This is a genomic window from Thioclava indica, from assembly GCF_000714545.1.
GTDB classification, from domain to species: Bacteria; Pseudomonadota; Alphaproteobacteria; order Rhodobacterales; family Rhodobacteraceae; genus Thioclava; species Thioclava indica.
This window is the reverse complement of record NZ_AUNB01000095.1, coordinates 54299-78458: the sequence shown is the minus strand read 5'-3', so window position 1 is coordinate 78458 and position 24160 is coordinate 54299. Positions and strand designations below refer to the sequence as shown.

Annotated in this window: 18 protein-coding genes and 1 pseudogene; 12 read left to right on the top strand and 7 right to left on the bottom strand. The window is 60.2% G+C overall.

Annotated elements, in window-relative coordinates; genetic code table 11:
* Positions 1-2 precede the first annotated feature (2 nt).
* Positions 3-458, bottom strand: a complete 456-nt coding sequence (locus DT23_RS18000) for an Lrp/AsnC family transcriptional regulator (protein WP_038133710.1) — start codon at positions 456-458, stop codon at positions 3-5.
* A 130-nt stretch (positions 459-588) separates the two neighbouring features.
* On the opposite strand from DT23_RS18000, the gene hppD reads away from it, so the two are divergent.
* Positions 589-1683, top strand: coding sequence for a 4-hydroxyphenylpyruvate dioxygenase (gene hppD / locus DT23_RS17995; RefSeq protein WP_038133610.1), 1095 nt, complete (start codon positions 589-591; stop codon positions 1681-1683).
* Positions 1684-1718: 35 nt separating this feature from the next.
* On the opposite strand, the pseudogene DT23_RS19255 reads toward hppD, so the two are convergent.
* Positions 1719-1990 (bottom strand): annotated as a pseudogene (locus DT23_RS19255) (IS6 family transposase); the annotation flags it as partial.
* Between the two features lie 234 nt (positions 1991-2224).
* Between DT23_RS19255 and DT23_RS17990 the strand changes: the two are divergent.
* From DT23_RS17990 to DT23_RS17940, 11 genes are all read left to right on the top strand, one after another.
* Positions 2225-3853, top strand: coding sequence for an FGGY-family carbohydrate kinase (locus tag DT23_RS17990; RefSeq protein WP_038133708.1), 1629 nt, complete (start codon positions 2225-2227; stop codon positions 3851-3853).
* Between the two features lie 110 nt (positions 3854-3963).
* Entirely contained in the window at positions 3964-4722 is a 759-nt protein-coding gene (locus tag DT23_RS17985) for a DeoR/GlpR family DNA-binding transcription regulator (protein ID WP_156024004.1), read from the top strand.
* A 110-nt stretch (positions 4723-4832) separates the two neighbouring features.
* Complete coding sequence (locus tag DT23_RS17980) at positions 4833-5888, top strand: autoinducer 2 ABC transporter substrate-binding protein (protein WP_038133607.1); 1056 nt, start codon at positions 4833-4835, stop codon at positions 5886-5888.
* Between the two features lie 76 nt (positions 5889-5964).
* Positions 5965-7479 carry a sugar ABC transporter ATP-binding protein gene (locus DT23_RS17975; protein WP_038133605.1) on the top strand — a complete coding sequence of 505 codons (1515 nt, stop codon included), beginning with the start codon at positions 5965-5967 and terminating at the stop codon, positions 7477-7479.
* The gene (locus DT23_RS17970) at positions 7476-8453 is read left to right on the top strand and encodes an ABC transporter permease (protein ID WP_038133604.1); all 978 of its coding nucleotides are present in this window, start codon (positions 7476-7478) and stop codon (positions 8451-8453) included. Before DT23_RS17975 ends, DT23_RS17970 begins: the two co-directional genes overlap by 4 nt.
* Before the next feature lie 14 nt (positions 8454-8467).
* Positions 8468-9487: an ABC transporter permease gene (locus DT23_RS17965; RefSeq protein ID WP_051697423.1), complete on the top strand. Its 1020-nt coding sequence runs from the start codon at positions 8468-8470 to the stop codon at positions 9485-9487.
* A 1-nt stretch (position 9488) separates the two neighbouring features.
* The gene (locus tag DT23_RS17960; RefSeq protein ID WP_038133602.1) at positions 9489-10583 is read left to right on the top strand and encodes a DUF4432 family protein; all 1095 of its coding nucleotides are present in this window, start codon (positions 9489-9491) and stop codon (positions 10581-10583) included.
* Positions 10576-11508, top strand: a complete 933-nt coding sequence (rbsK, locus tag DT23_RS17955; protein ID WP_038133576.1) for a ribokinase — start codon at positions 10576-10578, stop codon at positions 11506-11508. The genes DT23_RS17960 and rbsK overlap by 8 nt, the downstream gene beginning before the upstream one ends.
* Positions 11509-11685: 177 nt before the next feature.
* Positions 11686-12615: a deoxyribose-phosphate aldolase gene (gene deoC / locus DT23_RS17950; protein WP_038133705.1), complete on the top strand. Its 930-nt coding sequence runs from the start codon at positions 11686-11688 to the stop codon at positions 12613-12615.
* A gap of 11 nt (positions 12616-12626) precedes the next feature.
* Complete coding sequence (locus DT23_RS17945; RefSeq protein ID WP_038133575.1) at positions 12627-14987, top strand: aldehyde dehydrogenase family protein; 2361 nt, start codon at positions 12627-12629, stop codon at positions 14985-14987.
* A gap of 440 nt (positions 14988-15427) precedes the next feature.
* Complete coding sequence (locus DT23_RS17940) at positions 15428-17155, top strand: AMP-binding protein (RefSeq protein WP_051697422.1); 1728 nt, start codon at positions 15428-15430, stop codon at positions 17153-17155.
* Positions 17156-17542: 387 nt separating this feature from the next.
* On the opposite strand, the gene DT23_RS17930 is transcribed toward DT23_RS17940, so the two are convergent.
* The 5 genes from DT23_RS17930 to xsc all read right to left on the bottom strand — a co-directional run bounded on the left by DT23_RS17930 (position 17543) and on the right by xsc (position 24159).
* A complete protein-coding gene (locus tag DT23_RS17930) occupies positions 17543-18589 on the bottom strand; it encodes a quaternary amine ABC transporter ATP-binding protein (RefSeq protein WP_038133573.1) in 1047 nt (348 codons plus the stop codon).
* A gap of 10 nt (positions 18590-18599) precedes the next feature.
* The gene (locus DT23_RS17925) at positions 18600-19643 is read right to left on the bottom strand and encodes an ABC transporter permease (RefSeq protein ID WP_038133572.1); all 1044 of its coding nucleotides are present in this window, start codon (positions 19641-19643) and stop codon (positions 18600-18602) included.
* A gap of 116 nt (positions 19644-19759) precedes the next feature.
* Positions 19760-20755 (bottom strand): ABC transporter substrate-binding protein, encoded by a 996-nt coding sequence (locus tag DT23_RS17920; RefSeq protein ID WP_038133571.1) that lies wholly within the window; start codon positions 20753-20755, stop codon positions 19760-19762.
* 576 nt (positions 20756-21331) lie between these two features.
* Positions 21332-22321 (bottom strand): phosphate acetyltransferase, encoded by a 990-nt coding sequence (gene pta / locus DT23_RS17915; protein ID WP_038133569.1) that lies wholly within the window; start codon positions 22319-22321, stop codon positions 21332-21334.
* A 56-nt stretch (positions 22322-22377) separates the two neighbouring features.
* The gene (xsc, locus tag DT23_RS17910) at positions 22378-24159 is read right to left on the bottom strand and encodes a sulfoacetaldehyde acetyltransferase (RefSeq protein ID WP_038133567.1); all 1782 of its coding nucleotides are present in this window, start codon (positions 24157-24159) and stop codon (positions 22378-22380) included.
* Position 24160 lies beyond the last annotated feature (1 nt).

Genomic DNA, 24160 nt, shown 5'->3' with positions numbered 1-24160 from the left:
CCCTAAATCGGCAGCGGCGCGTCTTGTTTGAACTGGTTCATGACGATCTGGCTTTGCACGCGGGCAACCGTGGTGTGCGCCAGTAGCACCTCATGGATCAGCCGGTGCAGGGCGGACAGGTCAGCGCAGTAAACCCGCAGCAGATAGTCCGCCTCGCCCGTTAGCGTCCAGGCCGAGACGACCTCGGGTTGCAACGCGATGAGGCGTGAAAAATCGCGCGCGGCCTCGGCCCCGTGACGCGTCATTTGCACCTGCACAAAGGCCTGCACCGCCAATCCCAGCCGCTCGGCATCCAGTTTCGCCCCATAGGCGCGGATCAGCCCGTCTGCCTCAAGGCGTTGGCGCCGCCGTCCGATCTGGCTTGCCGACAGATTCAACCGCTCGCTCAGCTCTTGCGAGGTGAGTTGCGCGTTTTGTTGCAGCTCCGCGAGGAGACGTTTGTCGATGTCATCCAGCATGCGTGAAAGATGCATCTTTCTGCTGATTCACGCAAGTGGCCCGCGTATTGGCCGCACAGTCAGCCAATTTTGCGCAAAATACGCGGCCGTTGAGATGTAAACTGTCCTCAGCGAACAGGAGGAGATACCCATGGGACCATTCCCGCACGACGCCCCGCAAGCCACAATTTCTGACGAAAACCCCGCCGGCACCGACGGGTTTGAATTCGTTGAATTCGCCCATTCCGACCCGCAAGAGCTGCGCGATTTGTTTGCCAAGATGGGCTATGAACATGTCGCCACGCATAAATCCAAGCCGGTCGAGCTATGGCAGCAGGGCGATATCACCTATATCATCAACGCCGATCCCGACAGCTTTGCCGCGCGCTTTGTCGAAGAACACGGCCCCTGCGCCCCGGCAATGGGCTGGCGCGTCGTGGATGCGCAGCACGCGTTCGATCATGCGGTGAAGATGGGTGCAGAGCCCTATGAAGGCGCTGACAAAACGCTCGATTGGCCGGCCATTCGCGGCATCGGCGGCAGCCTGATCTATTTCACCGATCAGTATTACGCCACCTCGCCCTATAATGAGGAATTCGACTGGCTGAAAACGTCAAAACCCAAGGGCGTCGGGTTTTACTATCTCGATCACCTGACCCACAACGTCTTCAAGGGCAATATGGACAAGTGGTTCCGTTTTTACGGCGATCTGTTCAACTTCCGCGAAATCCGGTTCTTCGATATCGAGGGTAAATTTACCGGACTGTTTTCGCGCGCTTTGACGTCACCCTGCGGGCGTATCCGCATCCCGATCAACGAAGATCGCGGCGAGACCGGTCAGATCGTCTCCTATCTCAAGAAGTATAAGGGCGAGGGGATCCAGCATATCGCAGTCGGGTCCGAGGATCTTTACGCCAGCACCGATACGATATTCGAGCGCGGTATTCGCTACATGCCAGCCCCGCCGAAAGCCTATTACGAGCTAAGCCATGACCGTGTGACAGGGCATGAAGAACCGGTAGACCGGATGATGAAACACGGCATCCTGATCGACGGTGAAGGCGTGCTGGGCGGCGGTGAGACGAAGATCCTGCTGCAGATTTTCTCGAAAACGGTGATCGGCCCGATCTTCTTCGAGTTCATCCAGCGCAAAGGCGATGACGGCTTTGGCGAGGGCAACTTCAAGGCGCTGTTTGAATCGATTGAGCGCGAGCAAATCGAAAGCGGCGAGTTGGTGGCTGAATAGTGTTATGGGTCAGGAGTGCAGTTTTGCTGGTTGTGTCGCAGCCGCGTCGGCCTATGACTTCCTTCGATCCGGTTGTTAAGGTCCTTGTGGGCCAGGTGATCTGCCTGATGTAGCTGCCAGCTTGTCGATGATCACGACCCTTGGCTGGCCGAATTGAGCGATCACCGTTGTCATCGACGGCTCACCAGAGCCAGTACTGCACGCCGTTGATCGGGAGCACGACCTCGTCCAGGTGGCATTCGTCGTTTGGACGCGGGCGGTCCCGGCGGATGCAGGCGACGAAATGCGCACCTAACCGGTTGACCCATAGACAAAAGCCCTTCAGGCGCGGCATTGAGGACGGTATTTTAATACCTCAACTGTTGCCCAAGTCAAAAGCGGCAAAAACTTTGGCCATGCCGGCCGAAGTTAACGTGACAACACCACCTTAACAACTTGTCCGAATTTCCGTGACCGCATGAAGAGTGCCAGTGCTCACGGGTTGGCGTTCGCTTGTTGATGTCGCTATGGATGTTGGCAGCGAACGAGGGGAGATAATTTGGTGGGTGAAGTGTTCATCGGAATCGATGTTGGAACTGGGTCCGCTCGGGCGGGAGTATTCGACGCACGAGGGGAGCTTCTAGCCGTAGGCAAACATCCGCTCGACATCTGGTCTGACGATCTTGGTCGTGTCGAACAGTCGAGTGCGCAGATATGGCACGCCGTATGCGCTGCAGTGCACGCGGCTTTGATCGCGGGACAGATCGACGCTCGGAACGTTTCGGGTATCGGTTTTGACGCGACCTGTTCGCTTGTTGTCATTGGTGAGCAAGGCGGGCTTGGGGTGAGCGATAGCGCCCATCCGGAGCGCGATGTCATCGTCTGGATGGACCATCGCGCGCGCGATCAAGCGAAACGGATCAACGAGGGCCGCCACGATGTGCTGCGCTATGTGGGCGGGCGGATCTCACCTGAGATGCAGACGCCAAAGCTACTCTGGCTCAAGGAAGAGCGCCCCGATATCTATAATGCCGCCACGCAGTTTTTCGATCTGACGGATTTCCTCACTTGGAAGGCCACCGGCGCGCTGGAGCGGTCGTCTTGCACCGTGACCTGCAAATGGACCTATCTCGCGCATGAAGGACGCTGGGATGAGACGTATTTCCACGCCATCGGGCTTGGCGACCTTGCGCAGGACGGGTTCGCCCGGATTGGAGCGCGCATCGTTGAGCCGGGTACCGCGCTTGGAACAGGTTTGAGTGAGGACGCCGCGCAGGCACTTGGCCTATGTGCTGGCACGCCTGTCGCGGCAGGTTTGATTGACGCGCACGCCGGCGGAGTCGGGACCGTGTCGGCCTCGGGCGGGCGAGACGATCCGGCCCAGTGTTTGGGATATGTTTTCGGGACCTCGTCCTGCACGATGACGTCGACCCGCGAGCCAGTCTTTGTGCCCGGCGTTTGGGGCCCCTATTATTCGGCGATGATACCGGGAATGTGGCTCAACGAAGGTGGGCAATCGGCGGCCGGTGCCGCAATCGCACATCTCGTCCAGATGCACCCGGCGGCAGCCGAGGCGGAGGCTCTTGCGAAAGATGCGCGCGTTTCGGTACCGCAATTTCTCGCGGATCGGGCACTGGCTTTGGCGGGTTCGGCATCAGAGGCGGTCCGGCTTGCGCAATCGCTCCATGTGGTGCCCGAATTTCTGGGTAACCGTGCGCCGCTTGCCGATCCCGATGCCCGCGCGGTGATCGTCGGGCAGGGAATGGAAACGGGTCTCGACTCGCTTATCAAGCTTTACGTCGCTGGTGTGTGCGGCTTGGCCTACGGGCTGCGTCAGATCATCGAAACGCAAGCCGAACATGGCGCGCCAATAACCGAGATCTCGATTTCCGGCGGCGCAGGGTTGCATCAACTCACGCGCCAGATCATCGCCGATGCGACGGGGGTCGACGTTGTGATTACGCAATGTGACGAGCCCGTCCTTTTGGGCGCGGCGATATTGGGGGCTTTGGCGGGGGGACGCTTTGCAAAGATGACAGAAGCGATGCGATCAATGTCGCATGTCGATAATCGATTTGCCCCTGCCAAGGCAGAAATTGCACGTATTCATGAAGCACGGTTCAACGCCTTTCTGACGCTTCAAGGCACGGCAAGTTCGGTGCGCCAGTCGATGGCCGAGGCAAGCGCGTGACCTGTTTTCTGCGCTTAAAAACGAGCCCTCTTGCTTTTGGCACTTGGGTTTCGGACAATTCGCGCAGTTAACATTCCTTTTATCTCACTATTTAGCCCCAAGGCTCGCCCGTGACTCGACCCAGCCACCAGCAAGAACGGATCGCGCAAATCAGCGCGCTGCTCGACGTATCGCCTTCGCTTCGACTGCGTGATCTATCACACCAACTTGGCGTGACAGAGATGACCTTGCGCCGGGATGCGGCGCAGGTAGCGTCGGGTTTTGCCTGTCGGGGCGGCTATATCGTGGCCACCCGCACGACTGAGCATTATGATTTCGACGCCCAGATGACACGCGCAATAGATGCGAAACGGGCAGCCTGTGAGCATGCCCGCGCACTGGTGCCGGACGGCGCGGTGGTGTTTCTCGATACCGGAACGACGCTGCCCCATCTGGCGCGCCTGCTGGCCCATAGCAAGGCGCGGCGGCTTGTTACCCATTGCTTTACCTCTGCCGAAATCCTGCAAGGGCGGTCGCAGGTTCCGGTCGAGTTTCTGGGCGGCGAAATCAAATCGAGCACGCGTTCCTGCCACGCGGGAAATCCGGAAAACCGTCTGGCGTTTTTGGGCATTGACATCGCGTTTCTCTCGGCCGGCGGGGTTGATGAGCGCGGCACCGTCAGCTGTTCACACCAATATGAGGTGGCGTTGAAGCGGGCCGCTATTTCGCTTTCGAAACAGAGCTTTCTGGTGTTGGACGAACGCAAGATCGGTGCCTCGAAACCGGTCGCATTCTGCGACACCCACGAGATTGACGGCCTTGTCACAGAGGCGGGTCTTTATGCTGCGGCGCGGCTGAAAAAGCGGTTGACAGTTTCGTTACTCGAATAGATGGTCACCTTGGTTATGTTGCGATTGTAACATAATCCGTGCGGCGGGTCTCGACCCGATCCGCTATCGGGAACTGCGGGCGAGGAGGTCCGCAACAAGGGAGAGTAACCATGAAGTTCGGATTCATTCCGGCTGTCGCGTTCGCGATGGCTGTCGCCAGCCCGGTTGTGGCGCAGCAAGTGGTCGACACGAGCAATGTCGACAAAGCCATGCTCAGCTCGGACAAGACGTATCACATCGCGACCGTCGTGAAAGTCGATGGCATCGCTTGGTTTGACCGGATGCGCGACGGCGTGAAGCAGTTTGGTGACGACACCGGCAGCGACACTTGGATGGTTGGCCCCTCGCAGGCAGATGCTGCCGCGCAGGTGCAACTCATCGAGAACCTGATCGCACAAGGCGTGGACGCGATTGCCGTCGTGCCGTTCTCGGTTGAGGCCGTCGAGCCGGTTCTCAAGAAGGCGCGCGATCGCGGTATCGTCGTGGTCAGCCACGAGGCCTCTAACATCAAGAATGTTGATTACGACATCGAAGCCTTTGACAACCTCGCCTATGGCGCCGAACTTATGGATCACCTCGCCGCGCAGATGGGCGAGAAGGGGCAATATGTCGCCACTGTCGGCTCGCTCACCTCGAAGTCGCAAAACGAGTGGATAGACGGGGCCATCGCGCGTCAAAAAGAAGCCTATCCAGAGATGTCGCTCGCGACCGAACGCCTGGAAACCTATGACGACGCCAACACCGATTACAACAAGCTGAAAGAGGCGCTGACCGCACATCCCGATATCGCTGGGATCGTCGGTGGTCCGATGCCGACCTCGGCGGGCGCGGGGCGTCTGATCGCGGAAAGCGGGCTGCAAGGTAAGCTGCATTTCGCAGGCACGGGCCTGCCCTCGGTGGCCGGTCAGTACATCTCGCAAGGTGATATCAGCTATATCCAGTTCTGGGATCCGGCCGCTGCAGGCTACGCGATGAACATGATCGCGCTGGCCGAACTGAAAGCGCGTGACGCGGGTAAAGAGCATGCTGATATCGGGGCGGGCACCGATCTTGGCCTGCCGGGCTACACCGACCTCAAAGAGGCCGATGGAGCCAATGCCAAGGTGCTCTATGGCGCTGGCTGGGTCGGGGTGACCAAGGACAACATGGATCAGTACGACTTCTGATCGCTGTCTACGCCTGAAGCTGGGTGGTGCGCCTGACGCGCCACCCTTTGCGGCCCCTGCCCAACAGGAGAATTCCATGACATCCGCTCCTCTGATCGAGCTGCGCAACATCTCAAAGCGGTTTGGCGGCGTGCGCGCGCTTGACGATGTGTCGCTTTCGCTTGATGGCGCGCGCATCCATTGCCTTGCCGGCGAAAACGGGTCGGGAAAATCGACCCTGATTAAGGTCGTCTCTGGCGTCTACCAGCCTGATGAGGGTGAGATCTTCATCGATGGTCAAAAGGTTGATCGTCTCGATCCCGTGACCTCGATCGCGCATGGCGTGCAGGTGATCTATCAGGATTTCTCGCTGTTTCCGACGCTGAGCGTCGTTGAAAACCTTACGCTCAACACCTTTCTGCGCGAGGGCAAGACGCGGATCGACTGGACACGGGCGCGCAAGATGGCGCGCGAGGTTCTGGCGCGCCTCGACGTCTCGCTGGATCTGGATGCAACGGTTGAAACCCTTCCCGCCGCAGGGCGCCAGATCGTGGCGATCGCCCGCGCCATGCTGGCAGATGCCCGTCTGATCATCATGGATGAGCCGACCACGACGCTAACCGGGCGTGAGGTCGAGCGGCTGTTTCGCATCGTGCGCGACTTGCAGGCCGATGGCATCGCCACGCTGTTTGTCAGCCACAAGATGCGCGAAATGCTTGAGATTTCCGAACGCCTGACGGTGTTTCGCAACGGCAAGAAAGTCACCGAAGGTCCGATCTCGGAGTTTGACGAGCGCGCGATAACCCGCGCAATGACGGGGCGCGATCTGCATCAGGGCCGCTTTGTTGCGCCGAACTTAGCGGGGCGCAAGCCACGGCTGGAATTGCGCAATGTGTCGGTTGGTGACAAGGCACGCGACATCAATCTGACCCTGATGCCAGGCGAGATCGTCGGCCTGTCTGGCCTGATCGGGGCCGGGCGCAAGGCGATTGCGCAGGCGATCTTTGGGCTGCGCCAAGACATGAGCGGCGAAATGCTTGTTGATGGGGTTCCGGTCACGCCGAAATCCGTCCCAGAGGCGATTGCCGCCGGGTTGGCCTATGTCCCCGAGGACCGGCTGTCGGAAGGCTTGTTCCTGACCCGCTCGATCCGCGACAATGCGATTGTGTCCTCGATGGAGCGGTTCGCCCCCCATCTATGGCTGGATGCCGAAAAGGCAGGCGCCGAGACGCGCAAGATGTTTGCCGAAATGGCGATTTCCGCCCCCGGAATTGATGTGCCGGTTGGCACGCTTTCGGGTGGTAATGCGCAGCGCGTGATGATCGGGCGCTGGCTGATGACGCAGGCGCGGGTGCTGATCCTGAACGGGCCAACCGTGGGCGTCGATGTCGGCTCGAAAGAGCAGATCCACGGCATCATCCAGGAGCTGACGCGCAAATCCGATCTTGCTGTGCTGATGATCTCGGACGACCTGCCCGAACTGGCCGCGAACTGCAACCGGGTGCTGTGCATAACCGAGGGCCGCATTATGGGCGAGTTGTCGGGTGAAACCCTGACCGAAGAGGCGCTTGATAGCGCGCTCTCGCGTGAGATCGAAGGAGAAACCGCATGAGATTCCTGCGCAGCTCGGATGCGATCATCTTGGCGATTCTGGCGGTGGCGATGATCTTCATCGGCCTCGTGAACCCGGCCTTCTGGCAAATGTCCAACCTGTTCAGCCTGCTCAAGGAGAACGTGGTCATCGGCATCATGGCGCTTGGCGTCTTGCTGGTGATGATCTCGGGGGGGATCGACGTGTCGTTCACCGCTTTTGCCGTGGCGGGGATGTACCTTACGGTGCGCGCGATGGTGGCGCTGGATTACAACGGGCTGGTGCTGCCGTTCATGTCCGCGATCCTGATCGGCGGGCTGCTGGGGCTGATGAATGCCGGCATCATCCATCGCTTCAAGATGATCCCGCTGATCGTGACGCTTGGCACGGCTTCGGTGGTGCGCGGGCTGGTGCTGGGGTTCGTGGGCACCTCGAATGTGAACATTAACAAGATGCCCGATGCGCTGGTCGAATTTGGCAAGACCGATCTGTTCACGCTGGAGCGCGCGAATGGCTCGACCTACGGGCTGACGGCGATGATCGTGATTTATCTCGGTCTGGCGCTGGTGCTGCATCTGGTGCTGAAACACACGATGATCGGACGTTCGGTCTATGCCTATGGCGCCGATCCCGAGGCCGCCAAGCGGGTCGGTTTCTCGACCGGGCGCACGATGATTTTTGTCTATGTTACGGCGGGCGCGCTGGCAGGTTTCGCCGGCCTGCTGCATTCCTCGATGATCTGGCTGGCCAATCCGCGTGATTTCGTTGGGTTGGAGCTGGACGTGATCGCGGCCGTGGTGCTGGGCGGGGCGTCGATTTTTGGCGGGCGCGGAACGGTTCTTGGCACAGTTCTGGGGGTGTTTATCCTCGTGATGATCCAGAACTCGCTGATCCTGATGGGGATCGACACGACGTGGCAGCGCATCGTCGTAGGTGCGATGCTGATCGCGGCTGTTACGGTGACGGCGCTGCGCGACCGCCGTGCGCTGGTCTGAGGCAGGAGATGAACATGAACGATACAAATTCGACTGTGACCCGTCCCGGCCTGCGCACTCTGGTCAAGGGGGAGACGGCTCAGACCAACCTGATGCTGGCTGTAGTCTGCATTCTTGTGCTGATCTCGATGACGGCGCTCAGGCCGACGATGTTCCTGTCGTCCTACAATTTCGAGTCGATGGCCTTTTTCATGCCCGAACTTGGCATTCTTTCGATTGCAATGATGATCGCGATGCTGACGGGAGGGATCGATCTGTCAATCGTGGGCGTGGCGAACCTTGCGGGAATCACCGCGGGCACGCTGTTTGCGGCGATGGCGGGCGATGGCGGCTCGGGGGCGCTTGGTCTTGGGCCGGTCACGCTTGGGGTGATCGTGGCGCTTCTTGTGGGCATGGCGGCGGGGCTGTTGAACGGGTTTCTGATCTCGGTGCTCAAGATCACGCCGATCCTCGCGACACTTGGCACCGGGCAAGTGTTCATCGGGATGTGCCTTGTGCTGACGGGCGGCCCCGCGATTGTGGGCTTTCCGCCTGGTTGGAACGCGATCGGAAACGGCAAGCTGCTGGGTATTCCGGTGCCTCTGTTGATCTTCGTGGTGATCTGCATTGCGCTGTCCGTGCTGCTGGCACGCACCTCTTTCGGGCTGCGGCTCAAGCTGATCGGGACCAATCCGAAGGCAGCGGTCTATGCAGGCGTCAAGCGCGGCCAGATGATCTTTTATTCCTACATGCTGACGGGAGGGCTGGCGGCGATGGCCGGGGTGTTGCTGTCGGCACGCACGAATGCGGCGAAATCCGATTACGGTGCGTCCTACCTGCTGCAGGCGGTGCTGATCGCGGTGTTGGGCGGGACCAACCCGGCGGGTGGTCGCGGCAATGTGCTGGGCGTGGCGCTGGCGCTCATCTCGCTGACACTCCTGTCCTCGGGTTTCCAGATGATGCGCGTGTCCAACCACCTGATCGATTTCGTCTGGGGAGGCTTCCTGATCGGGGTGATCGCGCTGAATTCGTGGCGCAGCCGGAAAGGATCCTAATATGAGCGTTATTATTCCCCTCCCGCGAGAACGGTTCGCCCTGGCACCTACCGTGCTGGCCAAGACAGACGCTTTCACCGTCACCGGCTGGCGCACGGGGCTTGGCATTGAGATGCTTGCACTCGAGTCCCCGCGCGGTCGGGTCGAGATGCTGCCCTATATGGGTCAGATGCTGTGGGATGCGGTGTTTGACGGGGTGCGCCTGACGATGGACAGCGCCTTTGCCGAGCCGCGCCCCGCGCAGGTGATCGTCGAGACCTATGGCTGTCTGGCCTATCACAGCGGGTTGTTGCGTAACGGCTGTCCGGGGCCGCAAGACGATCATCCGCTGCATGGCGAGATGGCTTGCGCCGTGATGGATGCGGCTCATCTGGAGATCGGCGAAGACGGGCAGGGCGCGTTTGTGCGTCTTGGGGGGCATGTCGATTACATCCGCGGTTTTGGCCCCCATTATCGCGCGATGCCCTCGATTACGCTGCGCGAAGGCACCTTGATCGAGATGGCGATGACGGTGCAGAACCGCTCGGCTTTGCCGATGGATTTGATGTATATGTGCCATGTGAATTTCGCCTTCGTGCAAGGGGGGCGCATCCATCAGGCCGCCCCATTTACGCCCGAACGCACCCGTGTGCGCACCGAGGTGCCCGCCCATGTGCAGCCCACGCAAGCCTATAGCGATTTCATCGAGCACCTAGCGGCGACCCCGCAGGATAGCGCCGTTCTTGAGCACCCCGAGCAATGGAACCCCGAGCAGGTTCTGTATATCGAAAACCCGCGCGCCGATGCGCAGGGCGAAAGCCACGTATTGCTTGAACGCCCCGAGGGTGACGGGTTCGCGATGAGCTGGCGGCCCGATCAGCTAGATCATCTCGCGCGCTGGATACTGGCGGGTGAGGATGCCTCGGTCGCGGCCTTTGCCTTGCCTTCGACCTGCGAACCCGAGGGCTATACTGCCGAGAAAGCCAAGGGGAACCTGCGCAGCCTTGCGGCGGGGGAAACCGCGCGTTTCGAAACCCGCTTTGGCTATGTAACGGCAGCGCAAACCGTTGCGCTTGCGCGCAAGATTTCCGAGATGACGGAGAGCGAAAATGTCTGACAAGATTGCCGTGGTCGGCTCGAACATGATGGATCTGGTGACTTATATCGACCGGATGCCCGCGCGCGGGGAAACCGTCGAGGCACCGGATTTCGCGATGGGATTTGGCGGCAAGGGCGCCAATCAGGCGGTTGCCGCCGCGCGTCTGGGATCGCAGGTCGCGATGGTGACCTGCGTGGGCGATGACGCGTTCGGCCCGCAGGTGCGCGCCAATCTGCAAGCCAACGGGATCGACACCACCCATGTGCGCACGGTCGCGGGCAAGGCTTCGGGGGTGGCGCCGATCTTTGTCGAGCGCGATGGCGAGAATGCGATCCTGATCGTCAAAGGCGCAAATGCCGCGCTGGCGCCGTCAGATGTCGATGCCGCCGCCAAGACGTTGCGCGCAGCCTCGGCGATCCTGCTTCAGCTCGAGGTCGATCTGGAGACCGTATATCACGCGGTGGCGTTCGGGGCGCGTGAAGGGGTGAGCACGATCCTCAATCCTGCCCCCGCGCATCCCGATCTTGATATTGCGCGCCTTGAGGGGCTGGACTGGTTCTGCCCCAACGAAAGTGAGCTGGCGTTGCTGACGGGCTTGCCCACCGATAGTGACGATGCCGTCGTCGCCGCCGCGCGCAGCCTGATCGCACGCGGTATTCGCAATGTCGTGGTCACGCTGGGCGGCCGCGGGGCACGTCGCGTTACCGCCGATAGCGTCACCGAAATCGCGCCGGTCGCTGTCACCCCCGTTGATACCACGGGTGCGGGCGATGCCTTTATCGGCAGTTTCGCGCATTTCCTTGGGCAGGGGGTGGATGCGAATGACGCGCTCGCCCGCGCTGCGCGCTACGCTGCTTTGTCGATTACCCGTCGTGGCACCCAGACGAGCTATGCGACAGATCAGGAATTTGTGACGTTTCTTTCCAATCAGGCGCTTGCTTGATACCGACAAGCCTTTCTCGCAGAGCAGGCCGGGTTGCATCCCGCGCCCTTACCGATGCGCGCGAACAGGCTCCGAGCTAGGAGATATGCGATGAAGACGCAGACAGATCTGAAGTTGCGCGGAGGGGCCCTTGTGCCCGCGACCGCCGCCCATCCCGAGCATCCGCGAAACCCCGGTATGAAGCTGGACGTAGCGATGTTCGAGGGCCATCACGTGAACCGTGCCGCCACTGAACGCCGCTGCGCGACGCTGACCGCGCGGCGCAGCGTGAAGAAAGAACATCAGGCCGCGTGGTTGGTCAATGCGGTGCGTTGCGTCGATCTGACGACGCTGGCGGGCGATGATACCGCAGGGCGCGTCAAGCGGCTTTGCGCCAAGGCGCGTCAGCCAATTGCGCCCCATATCGAGGCAGGGCTTGGGTTGAAACCGGGCGCGCTTACGGTGGGGGCGGTCTGCGTCTATCCCACGATGGTGCCCCATGCGGTGAAGGCGCTTGACGGTAGCAATATCCCCGTGGCCTCGGTCGCGACGGGCTTTCCGGCAGGGTTGATGCCATTGCATCTGCGTCTTGAGGAAATCCGCTGGGCGGTCGCCCAAGGCGCCGCCGAGATTGACATCGTGATCAATCGCGAATTGGCGCTGACGGGCAACTGGCAGGGCTTGCACGACGAGATCTCTGCGATGCGCGAGGCCTGTGGCGACGCCCATATGAAGGCAATTCTTGCCACCGGCGAGCTTGAGACACTTAACACCGTTTACGCCGCTTCGATGGTGGCGATGCAGGCGGGGGCCGATTTCATCAAGACCTCGACGGGCAAGGAAAGCGTGAACGCCACGCTGCCCGTCAGCCTGGTGATGATCCGTGCGCTGCGCGATTTCGGCGCGGTGACTGGCCAGATGATCGGCTTCAAGCCCGCAGGTGGGATGAAACAGGCCAAAGAGGCGTTGGCCTGGCAGATCCTGATGAAAGAAGAGTTGGGCCGCGACTGGCTTAACCCCGATCTGTTCCGCTTTGGCGCCAGCTCGATGCTGGGCGATATCGAACGCCAGCTCGAACATCATGTGACCGGGCGTTACGCCGATAGCAGCCGCCACGCGCTGGCCTGAGGAGAAGACCTATGAGCATTCAAACGATCCTCGAGACGATGGAGTATGGCGTGGCCCCTGAAGATGACAGCCACGCCCGCGCCTGGCTTGACGCGCATAAGGATGGTTTTGGGCATTACATCAATGGCGAGATGACCAAACCGGGCGCGTTGTTCGAGACGCGCGATCCCGCTAGCGACACCGTGCTGGCGCAAGTCAGTCAAGGCACGCAGGGCGATGTCGATGCCGCCGTTGCCGCCGCGCGCAAGGCCCAGCCCGATTGGGCGAAACTGTCAGGCCATCAGCGCGCCAAGCATCTTTACGCGTTGGCCCGTCACATCCAGCAACATTCCCGCCTGCTGGCGGTGTTGGAAACGCTGGATAGTGGCAAGCCGATCCGCGAAAGCCGTGATATCGACATTCCGCTGGTTGCGCGCCATTTCTACCACCATGCAGGCTGGGCCGAGATCCTTGAAGACGAGATGCCGGGCCACGTGGCTCATGGCGTGTGCGGCCAGATCATCCCGTGGAATTTCCCGCTGCTGATGTTGGCCTGGAAGATCGCGCCAGCACTGGCGGCGGGCAATACGGTGGTGCTGAAACCCGCCGAATACACGCCGCTCACTGCGCTGGCCTTTGCCGAGATCGCCATTGAATGCGGCATCCCGAAGGGCGTGATCAATATCGTCACCGGCGATGGCGAGACCGGCGCGGCGATTGTCGGCCATGAGGGGATCGACAAGCTGGCCTTTACCGGCTCGACCGAAGTAGGGCGGATTTTGCGCGAACGCACTGCGGGTTCGGGCAAGGCTCTGACACTGGAACTGGGGGGCAAATCGCCCTTCATCGTCTTTGGCGACGCTGATCTGGATGCCGCCGTCGAAGGGGTGGTGGATGCGATCTGGTTCAACCAAGGGCAGGTCTGCTGTGCCGGCTCGCGTATTCTGGTGGCGGAATCCGTGGCCGGGCAGTTCGAAACCCTGCTGCGGGCGCGCATGAAGACGCTGCGCACCGGCGATCCGATGGATAAAAGCACCGATGTGGGCGCAATCGTGCATCCCGTGCAATTGAGCCGCATCCGCGATCTCGTCGAACAGGGCGCAAGCGACGGGGCCACATTGCATCAGGCGAGCGCGCCGCAGGGCTGTTATTTCCCGCCCACGCTCGTCACCGATGTCGAGCCTGCCAGCATCCTGTCCACCGAGGAAATCTTTGGCCCTGTGGTGACGCTCACCACGTTCCGCACACCCTCTGATGCGGTGGCGCTGGCCAATAACACGCGCTACGGGTTGGCCGCGAGCATTTGGTCGGAGAACGTCAATCTCTGCCTTGATATCGGGGCACAGGTGAAGGCCGGTATCATCTGGATAAACTGCACCAATATCTTTGACGCGGGTGCGGGCTTTGGTGGCTATCGCGAAAGCGGGTTTGGCCGTGAGGGCGGGCGCGAGGGAATGCGCGCCTATCTGCGCAACCCCGCCGCCGCGACCGGTAAAGGCAAGGGCAGCACCCCCGAGCCGCTTGCGACCGGCCCGGCCGATACGATTAAATCGGGCGAGATCGACCGCACGGCCAAGCTGTATATCGGGGGCAAGCAAGCGCGACCCGATAGCGGCTACAGCTATCAGGTGAAGGGCAGTAAGGCGGTCGTCGGGCTTGCTGGTCTAGGCAATCGCAAAGATATCCGCAACGCGGTTGAGGCGGCCTCTAAGACCAAGGGGTGGGGCAAGGCCACGGGCCATAACCGCGCGCAGGTGCTTTATTATATTGGCGAGAACCTTTCGGCCCGTGCAGGTGAGTTCACCGAGCGGCTGGAAAGTCTTGGCGGAAATCGTAAGGCCGCGCAGGCCGAGGTCGAAACCGCCATCACGCGGTGTTTCTGGTATGCCGCGCAAGCCGATAAGTTTGATGGCGCTGTGCACAGCACGAAAAGCGAATTCGTGACGCTTGCAATGAATGAGCCGATCGGGGTGCTAGGGTTGGTCGCGCCAAGCGCGCAGCCGCTGCTTGGGGCGATTTCGCTGGTGTTGCCTGCGATTGCGATGGGCAACAGCGTAGTACTGGTGCCCTCGCAGGCCCATCCGCTGGCCGCGACCGATCTGTATCAGGTGTTTGACACCTCCGATCTGCCCGGCGGCGTCGTCAATATCGTGACCGGCCCGCGCGACGAGCTGGCCAAGACGCTGGCGGCCCATGATGGCGTCGATGCGATCTGGTATTTCGGCGATCATTCCGGTTGCAAGATGGTAGAAACGCAAAGCGCGGGAAACCTCAAGCAAAGCTGGACCGAAGCTGATGACGCGCGCGACTGGGCCGGTCGGGGCGGGCAGGGGCGCTTGTTCCTTGAACGCGCCACGCAGGTGAAAAACATCTGGGTGCCCTACGGGGTTTAAAGGGGCGCGATGGCGTTGTAAGGCCTTGTTAACAGACCGACGGTCACTCGGACACGCGCTCTCCGAGACGGACTTCAGGCGGTGCATTTAATACCTGACTGGCGAAGGGTTCTGTCGCAAACTTTTCTGATGTCGGAGTCGCCCGAGCTGAGGACGCGGAGGTGCGCCTCATCGGGGCGGTGATCCGCTTTGTGAAACGGTGGTCTGTTACCTGACAGTGGTTTTCTTAAAACCACCCGCCTTGCAGGAACGCCGTCGCGTGCGATTGTCTCGGCGCGCCCGTACCGGCATGAACACGCTTTCGCGACCGCGCGATGAAATCCTTGTCTCATCACCAGAGTCTTGCAAGAATTGAACCATCGTTCATTTAATGTGAGCAGCCCTTGGAGGGTCGTTAGTTCATCGAGCTGACGATGGGGTTAGAGGAGGATATATTGCAGATGAATAGGACTGAAAACGCAGACCTTGGCGTTATCCCGCACCGCGGCTTTGCCCATGTTGCAGGGCCGATCGATACGCCGCTGATCGAAGACACCATTCCGGCGGTGCTGCTGCGCACGGCAAACCGCTGGCCCGAGCGCGAAGCGGTGGTGTGTGTCTCCGAGGGCGTCAGATGGACCTGGAGCGAGTTTTCGGCGCGCATTGACCGGCTCGCCGCGGGGTTTTTGCGGCTTGGTCTGGGACATGGCGACCGGCTTGGAATTTGGGCGCCCAACCGCTCGGAATGGATGCTGACCCAACTTGCAACGGCCCGGATCGGGGTGATCCTCGTCAATATCAATCCGGCCTATCGCCTGCACGAGTTGGACTTCGCCCTCAGAAAGACGGGATGTCGCGCGCTGGTGCTGGCTGAGACGTTCAAAAGCTCGGACTATGTCGCGATGGTGAACGGGCTTGCGCCGGAACTTTCGCGCTCGCAACCCGGCCAGCTTGAATGCCGCAAACTGCCCGATCTGCGTGACGTGATTGTTCTGGGTGAGGCGCACCATCCCGGATGCTTCCGCTTTGGCGATATCGAGGCGATGGGCGAGGGCTATGACCGAAGCGACCTTGATGCCATCACCGAGCGGCTTGATTGCAACGAACCGATCAACATCCAGTTTACATCCGGCACGACGGGAGCGCCCAAAGGCGCGACGCTGACACATCGCAACATCATCAACAACGCGCATTTCGTGACCAATTCGATGAAGGCGAGCGAGCTTGACCGCGTCTGCATTCCGGTGCCGTTTTACCATTGTTTCGGAATGGTGATGGGCACGCTGGGCTGCGTAACCAAGGGGGCGACTATCGTCGTGCCTGACGCAGGGTTTGACGCCGACGCCACGCTGACAAGTGTTGCCGCCGAGCGCTGCACCGCGCTTTACGGCGTGCCCACCATGTTTGTGGCGATGCTTGAACATCCGGGCTTTGCGCAACACGACCTTGCGTCTTTGCGCACCGGTATCATGGCGGGCGCGCCTTGCCCGATCGAGGTGATGAAACAGGTGCAATCCAAGATGCATATGTCCGAAGTGACGATCGCCTATGGCATGACGGAAACGAGCCCGGTCTCGTTTCAATCCGCCACCGATACGCCCTTGGAAAAGCGGGTCACATCGGTCGGTCAGGTTCAGCCGCATCTGGAGGTGAAGATCGTGCGCGAGGACGGCTCTCTCGCCAATGTCGGCGAGCAGGGGCAGTTGCTGACGCGCGGCTATTCGGTGATGTGCGGCTATTGGGGCGAATCCGAGCGCACCGATGAGGCCCTTGATGGCGAGGGCTGGATGCATACCGGTGATCTCGCCCGGATCGACGCCGAGGGCTATTGCAACATCACGGGGCGCGTCAAAGACATGATCCTGCGGGGCGGTGAGAATGTGTATCCGCGTGAAATCGAAGAGTTTCTTTACACCCATCCCGATGTTTCGCAGGTGCAGGTCTTCGGTCTTCCAGATCACAAATACGGAGAGATCGTCGCGGCCTGGATCGTCCCGCGCGCCGGAGCGGAGTTGAATGAAGAGAACATCAAAGAGTTCTGCCGCGACCAGATCGCCCATTTCAAAGTGCCCGCGGTGATCCGGTTCAAGGACGACTTGCCCATGACGGTGTCGGGCAAGCCGCAGAAATTTGTCATGCGCGATGCGATGATCGAGGAACTGGGCCTGGAGGTCGAACAGACCGCCTGAGCAGAACATATCCGCGTCCGGTCGTATCAGGCCGGACGCAGAGACGCACCGAAGATCTTGCCGCGCTTGAAGAAACGCGTCTTTAGCCGCATCTGCTGCCTCTGGGCATCAAAATGAGTGCGCTGTATCAAGAAATTCGCCTGATAATCCGTCTTATGTAAACGTTGCGCCCCCGCCGCCACAAGATGACTGCTTGCAAATATCGCCACACCCGAACAGCCGCATTTTGCCGTTGGATCGATTGTGCCGCTGCAATGACGGCTTGATCGAACCCTCACAGGCAAAGCTGCGGGCACAGGGACTTAACCTGACAATCCGGCATTGAAAGACGATCATGTTTTGCATCCGCCAGCACAGGCTACATAAGGGACATAACCCGCTTTGCGATCACAGCGGGCCTGTGTGCGAGGCATGTGCAGGCACCAATGCGCGCATGACTGCGGGCATTGCAAGACTGCCCACCGGCTTGCCGTCGGACATAACGCGATAGCAATGTTCAAGCGCCCCTTGCGATTTCGCGATGACGCTTTCTAGGTTGTCGTTCACGTCAATATCCCCCGAAACTTCGTCGGGTATCGCATTGCGATCCATCACCGAACGGACGCGCAGCACGCGGGCGCGGTTGATGTCGGCGACGAAGTCCTCGATGTAGGGATCGGCCGGGTTCAGCAAGATGTCCTGCGGCTCGCCCTGTTGGATCACCTGCCCGTCATTCAGGATCACGAGGTGGTCGGCCAGTTTGAGCGCTTCGTCGAGATCATGGGTGATGAAAATGATGGTCTTGTGCAGCTCTGCCTGCAATTCGAGCAACAGGTTTTGCATATCGGTGCGGATCAGCGGATCAAGCGCGGAAAAGGCCTCGTCCATCAGCATGATATCCGAGTTCGACGCCAGGGCGCGCGCGATCCCGACGCGTTGCTGCATCCCGCCCGAAAGCTGATGCGGGTGGTGGTCGCCATAGCCGCCAAGGCCCACACGCTCGAGCCACTTTTCAGCCTCGGAGGTATATTGCGACGCCGGAATGCCACGCGTTGCCAGTGCCATCGCCGTGTTCTCGGCGACGCTTCTGTGCGGCAAAAGGGCAAACTTCTGGAACACCATCGACATATTCTCGCGGCGCATCTTGCGGAGTTGCTCCTCGTTGTATTCGAGGATGTTCACGCCGTTCACGATCACCTCGCCCGCAGTCGGTTCGATCAACCGGTTCAGGTGACGGATCAATGTCGATTTCCCAGAGCCGGAAAGCCCCATGATGACGGTGATTTCGCCCTCTGCCATGTCAACATTGATGTTGTTCAGCCCAAGCACGTGATTGCGGGTTTCAAGCAGTTCGGCCTTTCCCATACCTGCCTTGACGTCTTCCAGAGCGGCCAGTGGATCATCGCCAAAGATCTTGTAGAGATTGCGGATGGATACCTTGATTGTCTTGTTCATTCTGGTGTCCTCATTTCCGCCGCTTGCTGGTGTCGATACGCGCCAGAGACGCTTTGGTCACGCGATCCAGCAAGATAGCGAGCAACACGATCCCGAAGCCTGCAACGAGGCCAACCCCCAGTTCCAGCGTCCGGATCCCGCGCAGCACAAGCACGCCAAGCCCCGGGGCTGACACGAGCGAGGCAATTACAACCATCGCAAGGCTCATCATGATTGTCTGGTTCACGCCGGCCATGATGTTGGGCAGCGCGAGTGGAATTTGCACGCCGAACAGCTTCTGGCGTTTGGTCATGCCAAAAGCGTCGGCCGCCTCGATCACGTCGGGATCGACAAGACGGATACCCAGATCGGTCAGCCGAACGACGGGCACGATGGCATAAAGAATGATCGCGATGCCGTAAAGCTTGGGCTCGGTGACCGAAAACAGGAAGATCAGCGGGATCAGATACACGAAAGGCGGCAGCGTTTGCAGCATGTCCAGGATCGGTATCACGATACGCTGCAAGCGGTCGCTCCGCGACATTGCGATACCGATCGGCACCCCGAGAAGGACGCATATAAACGCGCACACAAAGATGATAGCCAGGGTTTCCATCGCCGCATCATAGTGATCAATGAAGGCGAGCAGCGCGATCGAAAGCAACACGAAAACCACCAGCTTCCACGACCGTGTCACCAGCCAGGTGATCAGCATCAGCACCATGACCATAAGCCACCAGGGCGTGTTGGTCATCACCCACAGCATGTCGCGCAATGCCCAGCTAAGCGGCTGGGTCAGCGGATCGACCACTGCGCGCAAACCGCTCCGGATCGCAAGAAAACCGTCTTCGATCCCCTGCGTTACGTCGCGCGAGGGCGGGATCGCCGAACAGGCCTTGTGCAAGGTATCAAGCGAGGGAAAGGGCCAGTTCCAAAGCGTCGGGCCCTGGTTGCTGGTGCCATCTGTTTGCGAAATGAGGTCGGCCATCGACATCATACCGCCACCTCCGTCGTCGCCCGCCGAGCACCACTCTTTCAGCCCGACTGCGTTGAAGAAATTTTCGTATGCTGCCATTCGTCCCTCAGGCCGCGTCGAGGCGGGCCTGCCTATATGTCATTGCGGTGTTTCATCGAAAAAGGATGGGGCCGTTACGACCCCATCCAGCGGGCGCGCACGCGGCGCGCATCCGGTTATTTATTGATCAGCTTGGACAGCTTTTTCTGGGCATCTTCCGAGAGCCAGGTCTTCCAGGTGTCCGGATAGGTCTGGATGAAATACACCGCAGTCTGTTCGGCCGATGCCTTGTTCTTGTCCTGCCATGCAAGCAATCCCGACAAGGTCGCGGTCTTCAAGCTCATCTTCGAGAAGAACTCGGCCTCCGCCGGATGATCTTTTTCAAAGGCAGGCGTCAGCGCGGTCAACACGGGAGCCGCCGGAAAATCGGAAACCTGCGGGTTCGGCGTGTCCTTGTTTTGCAGCTTGGCGAACTTGGCCTCGTCATATGCGCCCAGCTTCACGCGCGTCATATCGTAATTGCCCATGATCACGGTCGGGCCGAAATAGTAACCGAACCACGGTTTTTTGTCTGCATAGGCGGAGGCGATCGAAGATGCGAGCGTCTGACCGGACCCGTGGTTGAACACCTTGATCCCCGAGCTTTCAAGGTTCAGCGCCTTGACCAGATTGTCGCTCACAACGCGGCAGCCCCAGCCATCCGGGCAGTTGTTAAAGCGGTCTCCGACCCATTCGGGATGCGCCATCACGCCTTCGATGGTTGTGAGCTCGGGGTGCTCTTTGGCGAGATAGGTCGGGATCCACCACCCCTCGACACCACCCGGAACAAGCGTTTTAGCGACGCGCTTGATCTTGCCCTCTTTCTCAAGGTTCAAATAGGCATCGCCCGCCGAATTCAGCCACAGATTGGTGACCACATCAGGACGCCCGTTTTCGGCGATCGAGGTGATCGCGGGGATCGTGTCGGATTTAACGAGAGTGGTGTTGCAGCCGTAGCCCTGATCCAGCAGGAACTTTGCGATATTGGTGGTGACCTCTGCGGCCGCCCAGTTCATCTGTGCGATCGAAACATCGCCGCACTGTTCTGCCGCGCGGGCGGTGCCCGTCTGGGCCACAAAGCCGCCAAACATCGCGGTCATGCCTGCTGCGGCGAGAAGTAAAGTCTTGCGCATCGTTCGTCTCTCTCTGTTGAGGATATTGGCGATCGTTCAAGCAGCGTTCATCCTGCGCGCAATTCGACCGCACGACCCCACGCAACGGGGGCTGCCCCGGTAGGATCATGCTCGATAAATCGCCGAAAGCCGGCGGCGCGCAGGCAAGCTAAAGGAAGGCTCAACGATTGCGGCGATACTAACCCCTGTGCTCCCGAGCGGCAATCAATCGACAGTCACAATCTTTTGAACTGTAAGCGGCCCGAACCGTTCAGGGGCCGCAAGCAGCCCCGAATGTACACCATTTTGTGAGGCTGCAGGTGTTGTCACCATGATCGACGTAGCATCGAGCAACATCCGGGGTGGCGCCGGTTTACCCTGCTTCACCTGAATGAAAGCGACGACAAGACACTTGAACGCTGGGATCAAACCGTCTCTGACAGTTTGTGATCAAAAAACAGGGGAGCGCTCATTCAGAGCACTCCCCGACCCTGTGTCGTCTCGTGACGGGCATAGTCAACGAGTCGAGGGCCTGATCTGGCGATTGCCTGCCCTCTTCTGCGCAGACCTCATCACGCAGGCTTCGCGCGACGATAGTTACGCAACCATGTGGCGCGACGAAGCCGAGGCCCCCGTGGCCTGAACGGCAGTGATGGCGGCAGCAGCGACGATATCATCGACAGTGCAGCCGCGCGACAAATCATTGGCGGGATAGGCCAGTCCCTGAAGGATCGGGCCGATCGCGTTCAGACCGCCCAGACGTTGCGCAATCTTGTAGCCGATATTGCCGGACGCGAGGTCGGGAAACACGAACACATTGGGGCGCCCCGACAGCCGGCTCTCTGGCGCCTTACGCGCCCGAATGGCGTCATCCAGCGCCGCGTCGAATTGCAACTCGCCATCGACCTCCAGATCCGGCGCGCGGCTTTTTATCTCGGTTAGCGCAGAACGAATGCGCGCGAGGCTGGGATGATCTGCGGACCCTGCGGTTGAAAATGACAGCAAGGCAACCCGCGGCTCGGTGTTGAGCAACTGGCGGCAGGACTGCGCCGCAGAAATCGCGATCGATGCAAGCTCGGTCGCACTTGGCTCGATCACCAGCCCACAATCGGAAAAGATCATCCCGCCCTTGATCGGGGCATGTGGTTCGCATGACAGCATCAGAAAGAAGCTTGAAACGATGCCGGCATCGGGCGCGCGTCCAAGAATTTGTAACGCCGCGCGCACGGTGTCGGCCGTGGTCGCGACCGCGCCACCGACCGTGCCATCGACATGACCAAGGCGCACCCGCATTGCGGCCTGCCGGATTGGATCGCGCATGTCTTCGCGTGCGCGCTCCAGGGTCATGCCCTTGGATTTTCGCATCTCGTGCCAGGTCTCGGCCAGCAGGTCCAGATCTTCGGCATCCCCGGGGCGCAGCCCGCGCACACCCGGCAGATCAGGCCCGTTCATCAGGGTCACCTCGGCAAGACCGTCGGCCACAAGACGTGCGGCGGCTTCAGCCACGCGCGGGTCCTGCCCTTCGGGCAGCAAAATATGACGCGGCGTTGAGCGCGCGCGCGCCAAGAGATCTTCAAGCGGTTTCAAAACAGCGCCTCCTAGGCAGATCCCCCGGCAACACGCGGCTGCCGGGGGTGGTTGGCTTACACAGGGCCGTGCTGCGCGCGCATGTCGGCCGGATCGATATCGGCAACGGCGACAGGCTTTTTCATCGCATCGCGGCGGAAGGGTTCGCCCAGTTCCTGATTGAGCAACACTTCGATGAAAGTGGTCTCGCCCTTTTCCATCTGATGCTTGATCGCGTCATTCAAAGCCTCGGTCAGAGCCGCCTGAGAGGTGACCTGCACCCCGTTGACTCCGCAAGCTTTGGCGATCCCGGCGTAAGAGACGTCACGGTCCAACTCGGTTCCGACGAAGTTGTTGTCATACCACAGCGTCGTGTTGCGCTTTTCCGCACCCCATTGGTAGTTGCGGAAAATGACCATCGTGATCGCGGGCCAATCCTCACGGCCGCAAGCCGTCATCTCATTCATCGAAATCCCGAAAGCACCGTCACCTGCAAAGCCGATGACCGGCGTGTCGGGGTTGCCGATCTTTGCACCGAGAATAGCCGGAAACCCGTAGCCACAAGGCCCGAACATGCCCGGAGCAAGGTATTTCCGCCCGCTCTCAAAGCTTGGATACGCGTTCCCGATTGCACAGTTGTTGCCGATATCGCTGCTGACGATAGCCTCTTTCGGGACGACCTGCATGATGGCCCGCCATGCCTGACGCGGCGACATCAGATTGGCGTCGCGTTGACGCGCTTCCGTGTTCCATTCGGTGCCCGGATCGTCGTCCTCGTGATCGAGACTGGAAAGTTCCTGCGCCCAACGCGATTTCGTTTGCGACACCAGATCGCGACGCTCCTGGCGATTGGCATTACCTGCTGTTTCGGCAAGCTGGGCCATAATCCCGCGCGCGACCTTACCAGCGTCGCCCTGAATGCCCACGGTGACTTTCTTGGTCAAACCGATCCGGTCGGCGTTGATATCGACCTGAATGATCTTTGCGTCCTTCGGCCAGTAGTCGATACCATAGCCCGGCAGGGTCGAGAACGGGTTCAACCGGGTTCCAAGCGCGAGCACGACATCGGCCTTGGCGATGATTTCCATCCCCGCCTTGCTGCCGTTATATCCCAACGGCCCCATTGCGAGCGGATGGCTGCCCGGGAAGCTGTCATTGTGCTGATAGTTGGAGCAGACGGGCGCATGCAGGCGCTCGGCCAGCTTGACCAGATCCGGAATCGCGTCGGCCAGCACCACGCCGGCACCCGACAGGATCACAGGAAACTTGGCTTCCGACAAAAGCTTCGCAGCTTCCGACACCGCGGCCTCACCCCCGGCGGGGCGTTCAAATTCCACCACCTGCGGCAGTTCGACGTCGATCACCTGCGTCCACATATCGCGCGGGATGTTCATCTGCGCCGGAGCGCTGTTGCGCCACGCTTGCATGATGACCCGGTTCAGAACCTCGGGGATACGGCTCGGGTCGCGAACCTCTTCCTGATAGCAGACACAATCAGCAAAAATGCGCATCTGCTCCATCTCCTGGAACCCGCCCTGACCGATGGTCTTGTTGGCCGCTTGCGGCGTGACCAAAAGAAGCGGCGTGTGGTTCCAGTAGGCGGTCTTGATCGGGGTAACAAAGCCCGTCACCCCGGGACCGTTTTGCGCAATCGCCATCGACATCTTGCTCGTCGAGCGGGTAAAGCCGTCCGCCATCAGACCGGCATTGGTCTCGTGCGCGCAATCCCAGAATTTGATCCCGGCTTTGGGGAACAGGTCCGAGACCGGCATCATGGCCGAGCCGATAATCCCGAATGCCTGTTCAATCCCGTGCATCTGTAGAACTTTTACAAATGCCTCTTCAGTCGTCATTTTCATC

Coding starts and splice junctions, on each gene's coding strand:
- DT23_RS17940 (WP_051697422.1), top strand. CDS start 15,428: ATGAATAGGACTGAAAACGCAGACCTTGGCGTTATCCCGCACCGCGGC.
- DT23_RS17980 (WP_038133607.1), top strand. CDS start 4,833: ATGAAGTTCGGATTCATTCCGGCTGTCGCGTTCGCGATGGCTGTCGCC.
- DT23_RS17925 (WP_038133572.1), bottom strand. CDS start 19,643: ATGGCAGCATACGAAAATTTCTTCAACGCAGTCGGGCTGAAAGAGTGG.
- DT23_RS17945 (WP_038133575.1), top strand. CDS start 12,627: ATGAGCATTCAAACGATCCTCGAGACGATGGAGTATGGCGTGGCCCCT.
- DT23_RS17965 (WP_051697423.1), top strand. CDS start 8,468: ATGAACGATACAAATTCGACTGTGACCCGTCCCGGCCTGCGCACTCTG.
- xsc (WP_038133567.1), bottom strand. CDS start 24,159: ATGAAAATGACGACTGAAGAGGCATTTGTAAAAGTTCTACAGATGCAC.
- deoC (WP_038133705.1), top strand. CDS start 11,686: ATGAAGCTGGACGTAGCGATGTTCGAGGGCCATCACGTGAACCGTGCC.
- rbsK (WP_038133576.1), top strand. CDS start 10,576: ATGTCTGACAAGATTGCCGTGGTCGGCTCGAACATGATGGATCTGGTG.
- DT23_RS17960 (WP_038133602.1), top strand. CDS start 9,489: ATGAGCGTTATTATTCCCCTCCCGCGAGAACGGTTCGCCCTGGCACCT.
- DT23_RS17920 (WP_038133571.1), bottom strand. CDS start 20,755: ATGCGCAAGACTTTACTTCTCGCCGCAGCAGGCATGACCGCGATGTTT.
- DT23_RS17970 (WP_038133604.1), top strand. CDS start 7,476: ATGAGATTCCTGCGCAGCTCGGATGCGATCATCTTGGCGATTCTGGCG.
- DT23_RS18000 (WP_038133710.1), bottom strand. CDS start 458: ATGCTGGATGACATCGACAAACGTCTCCTCGCGGAGCTGCAACAAAAC.
- DT23_RS17975 (WP_038133605.1), top strand. CDS start 5,965: ATGACATCCGCTCCTCTGATCGAGCTGCGCAACATCTCAAAGCGGTTT.
- DT23_RS17930 (WP_038133573.1), bottom strand. CDS start 18,589: ATGAACAAGACAATCAAGGTATCCATCCGCAATCTCTACAAGATCTTT.
- hppD (WP_038133610.1), top strand. CDS start 589: ATGGGACCATTCCCGCACGACGCCCCGCAAGCCACAATTTCTGACGAA.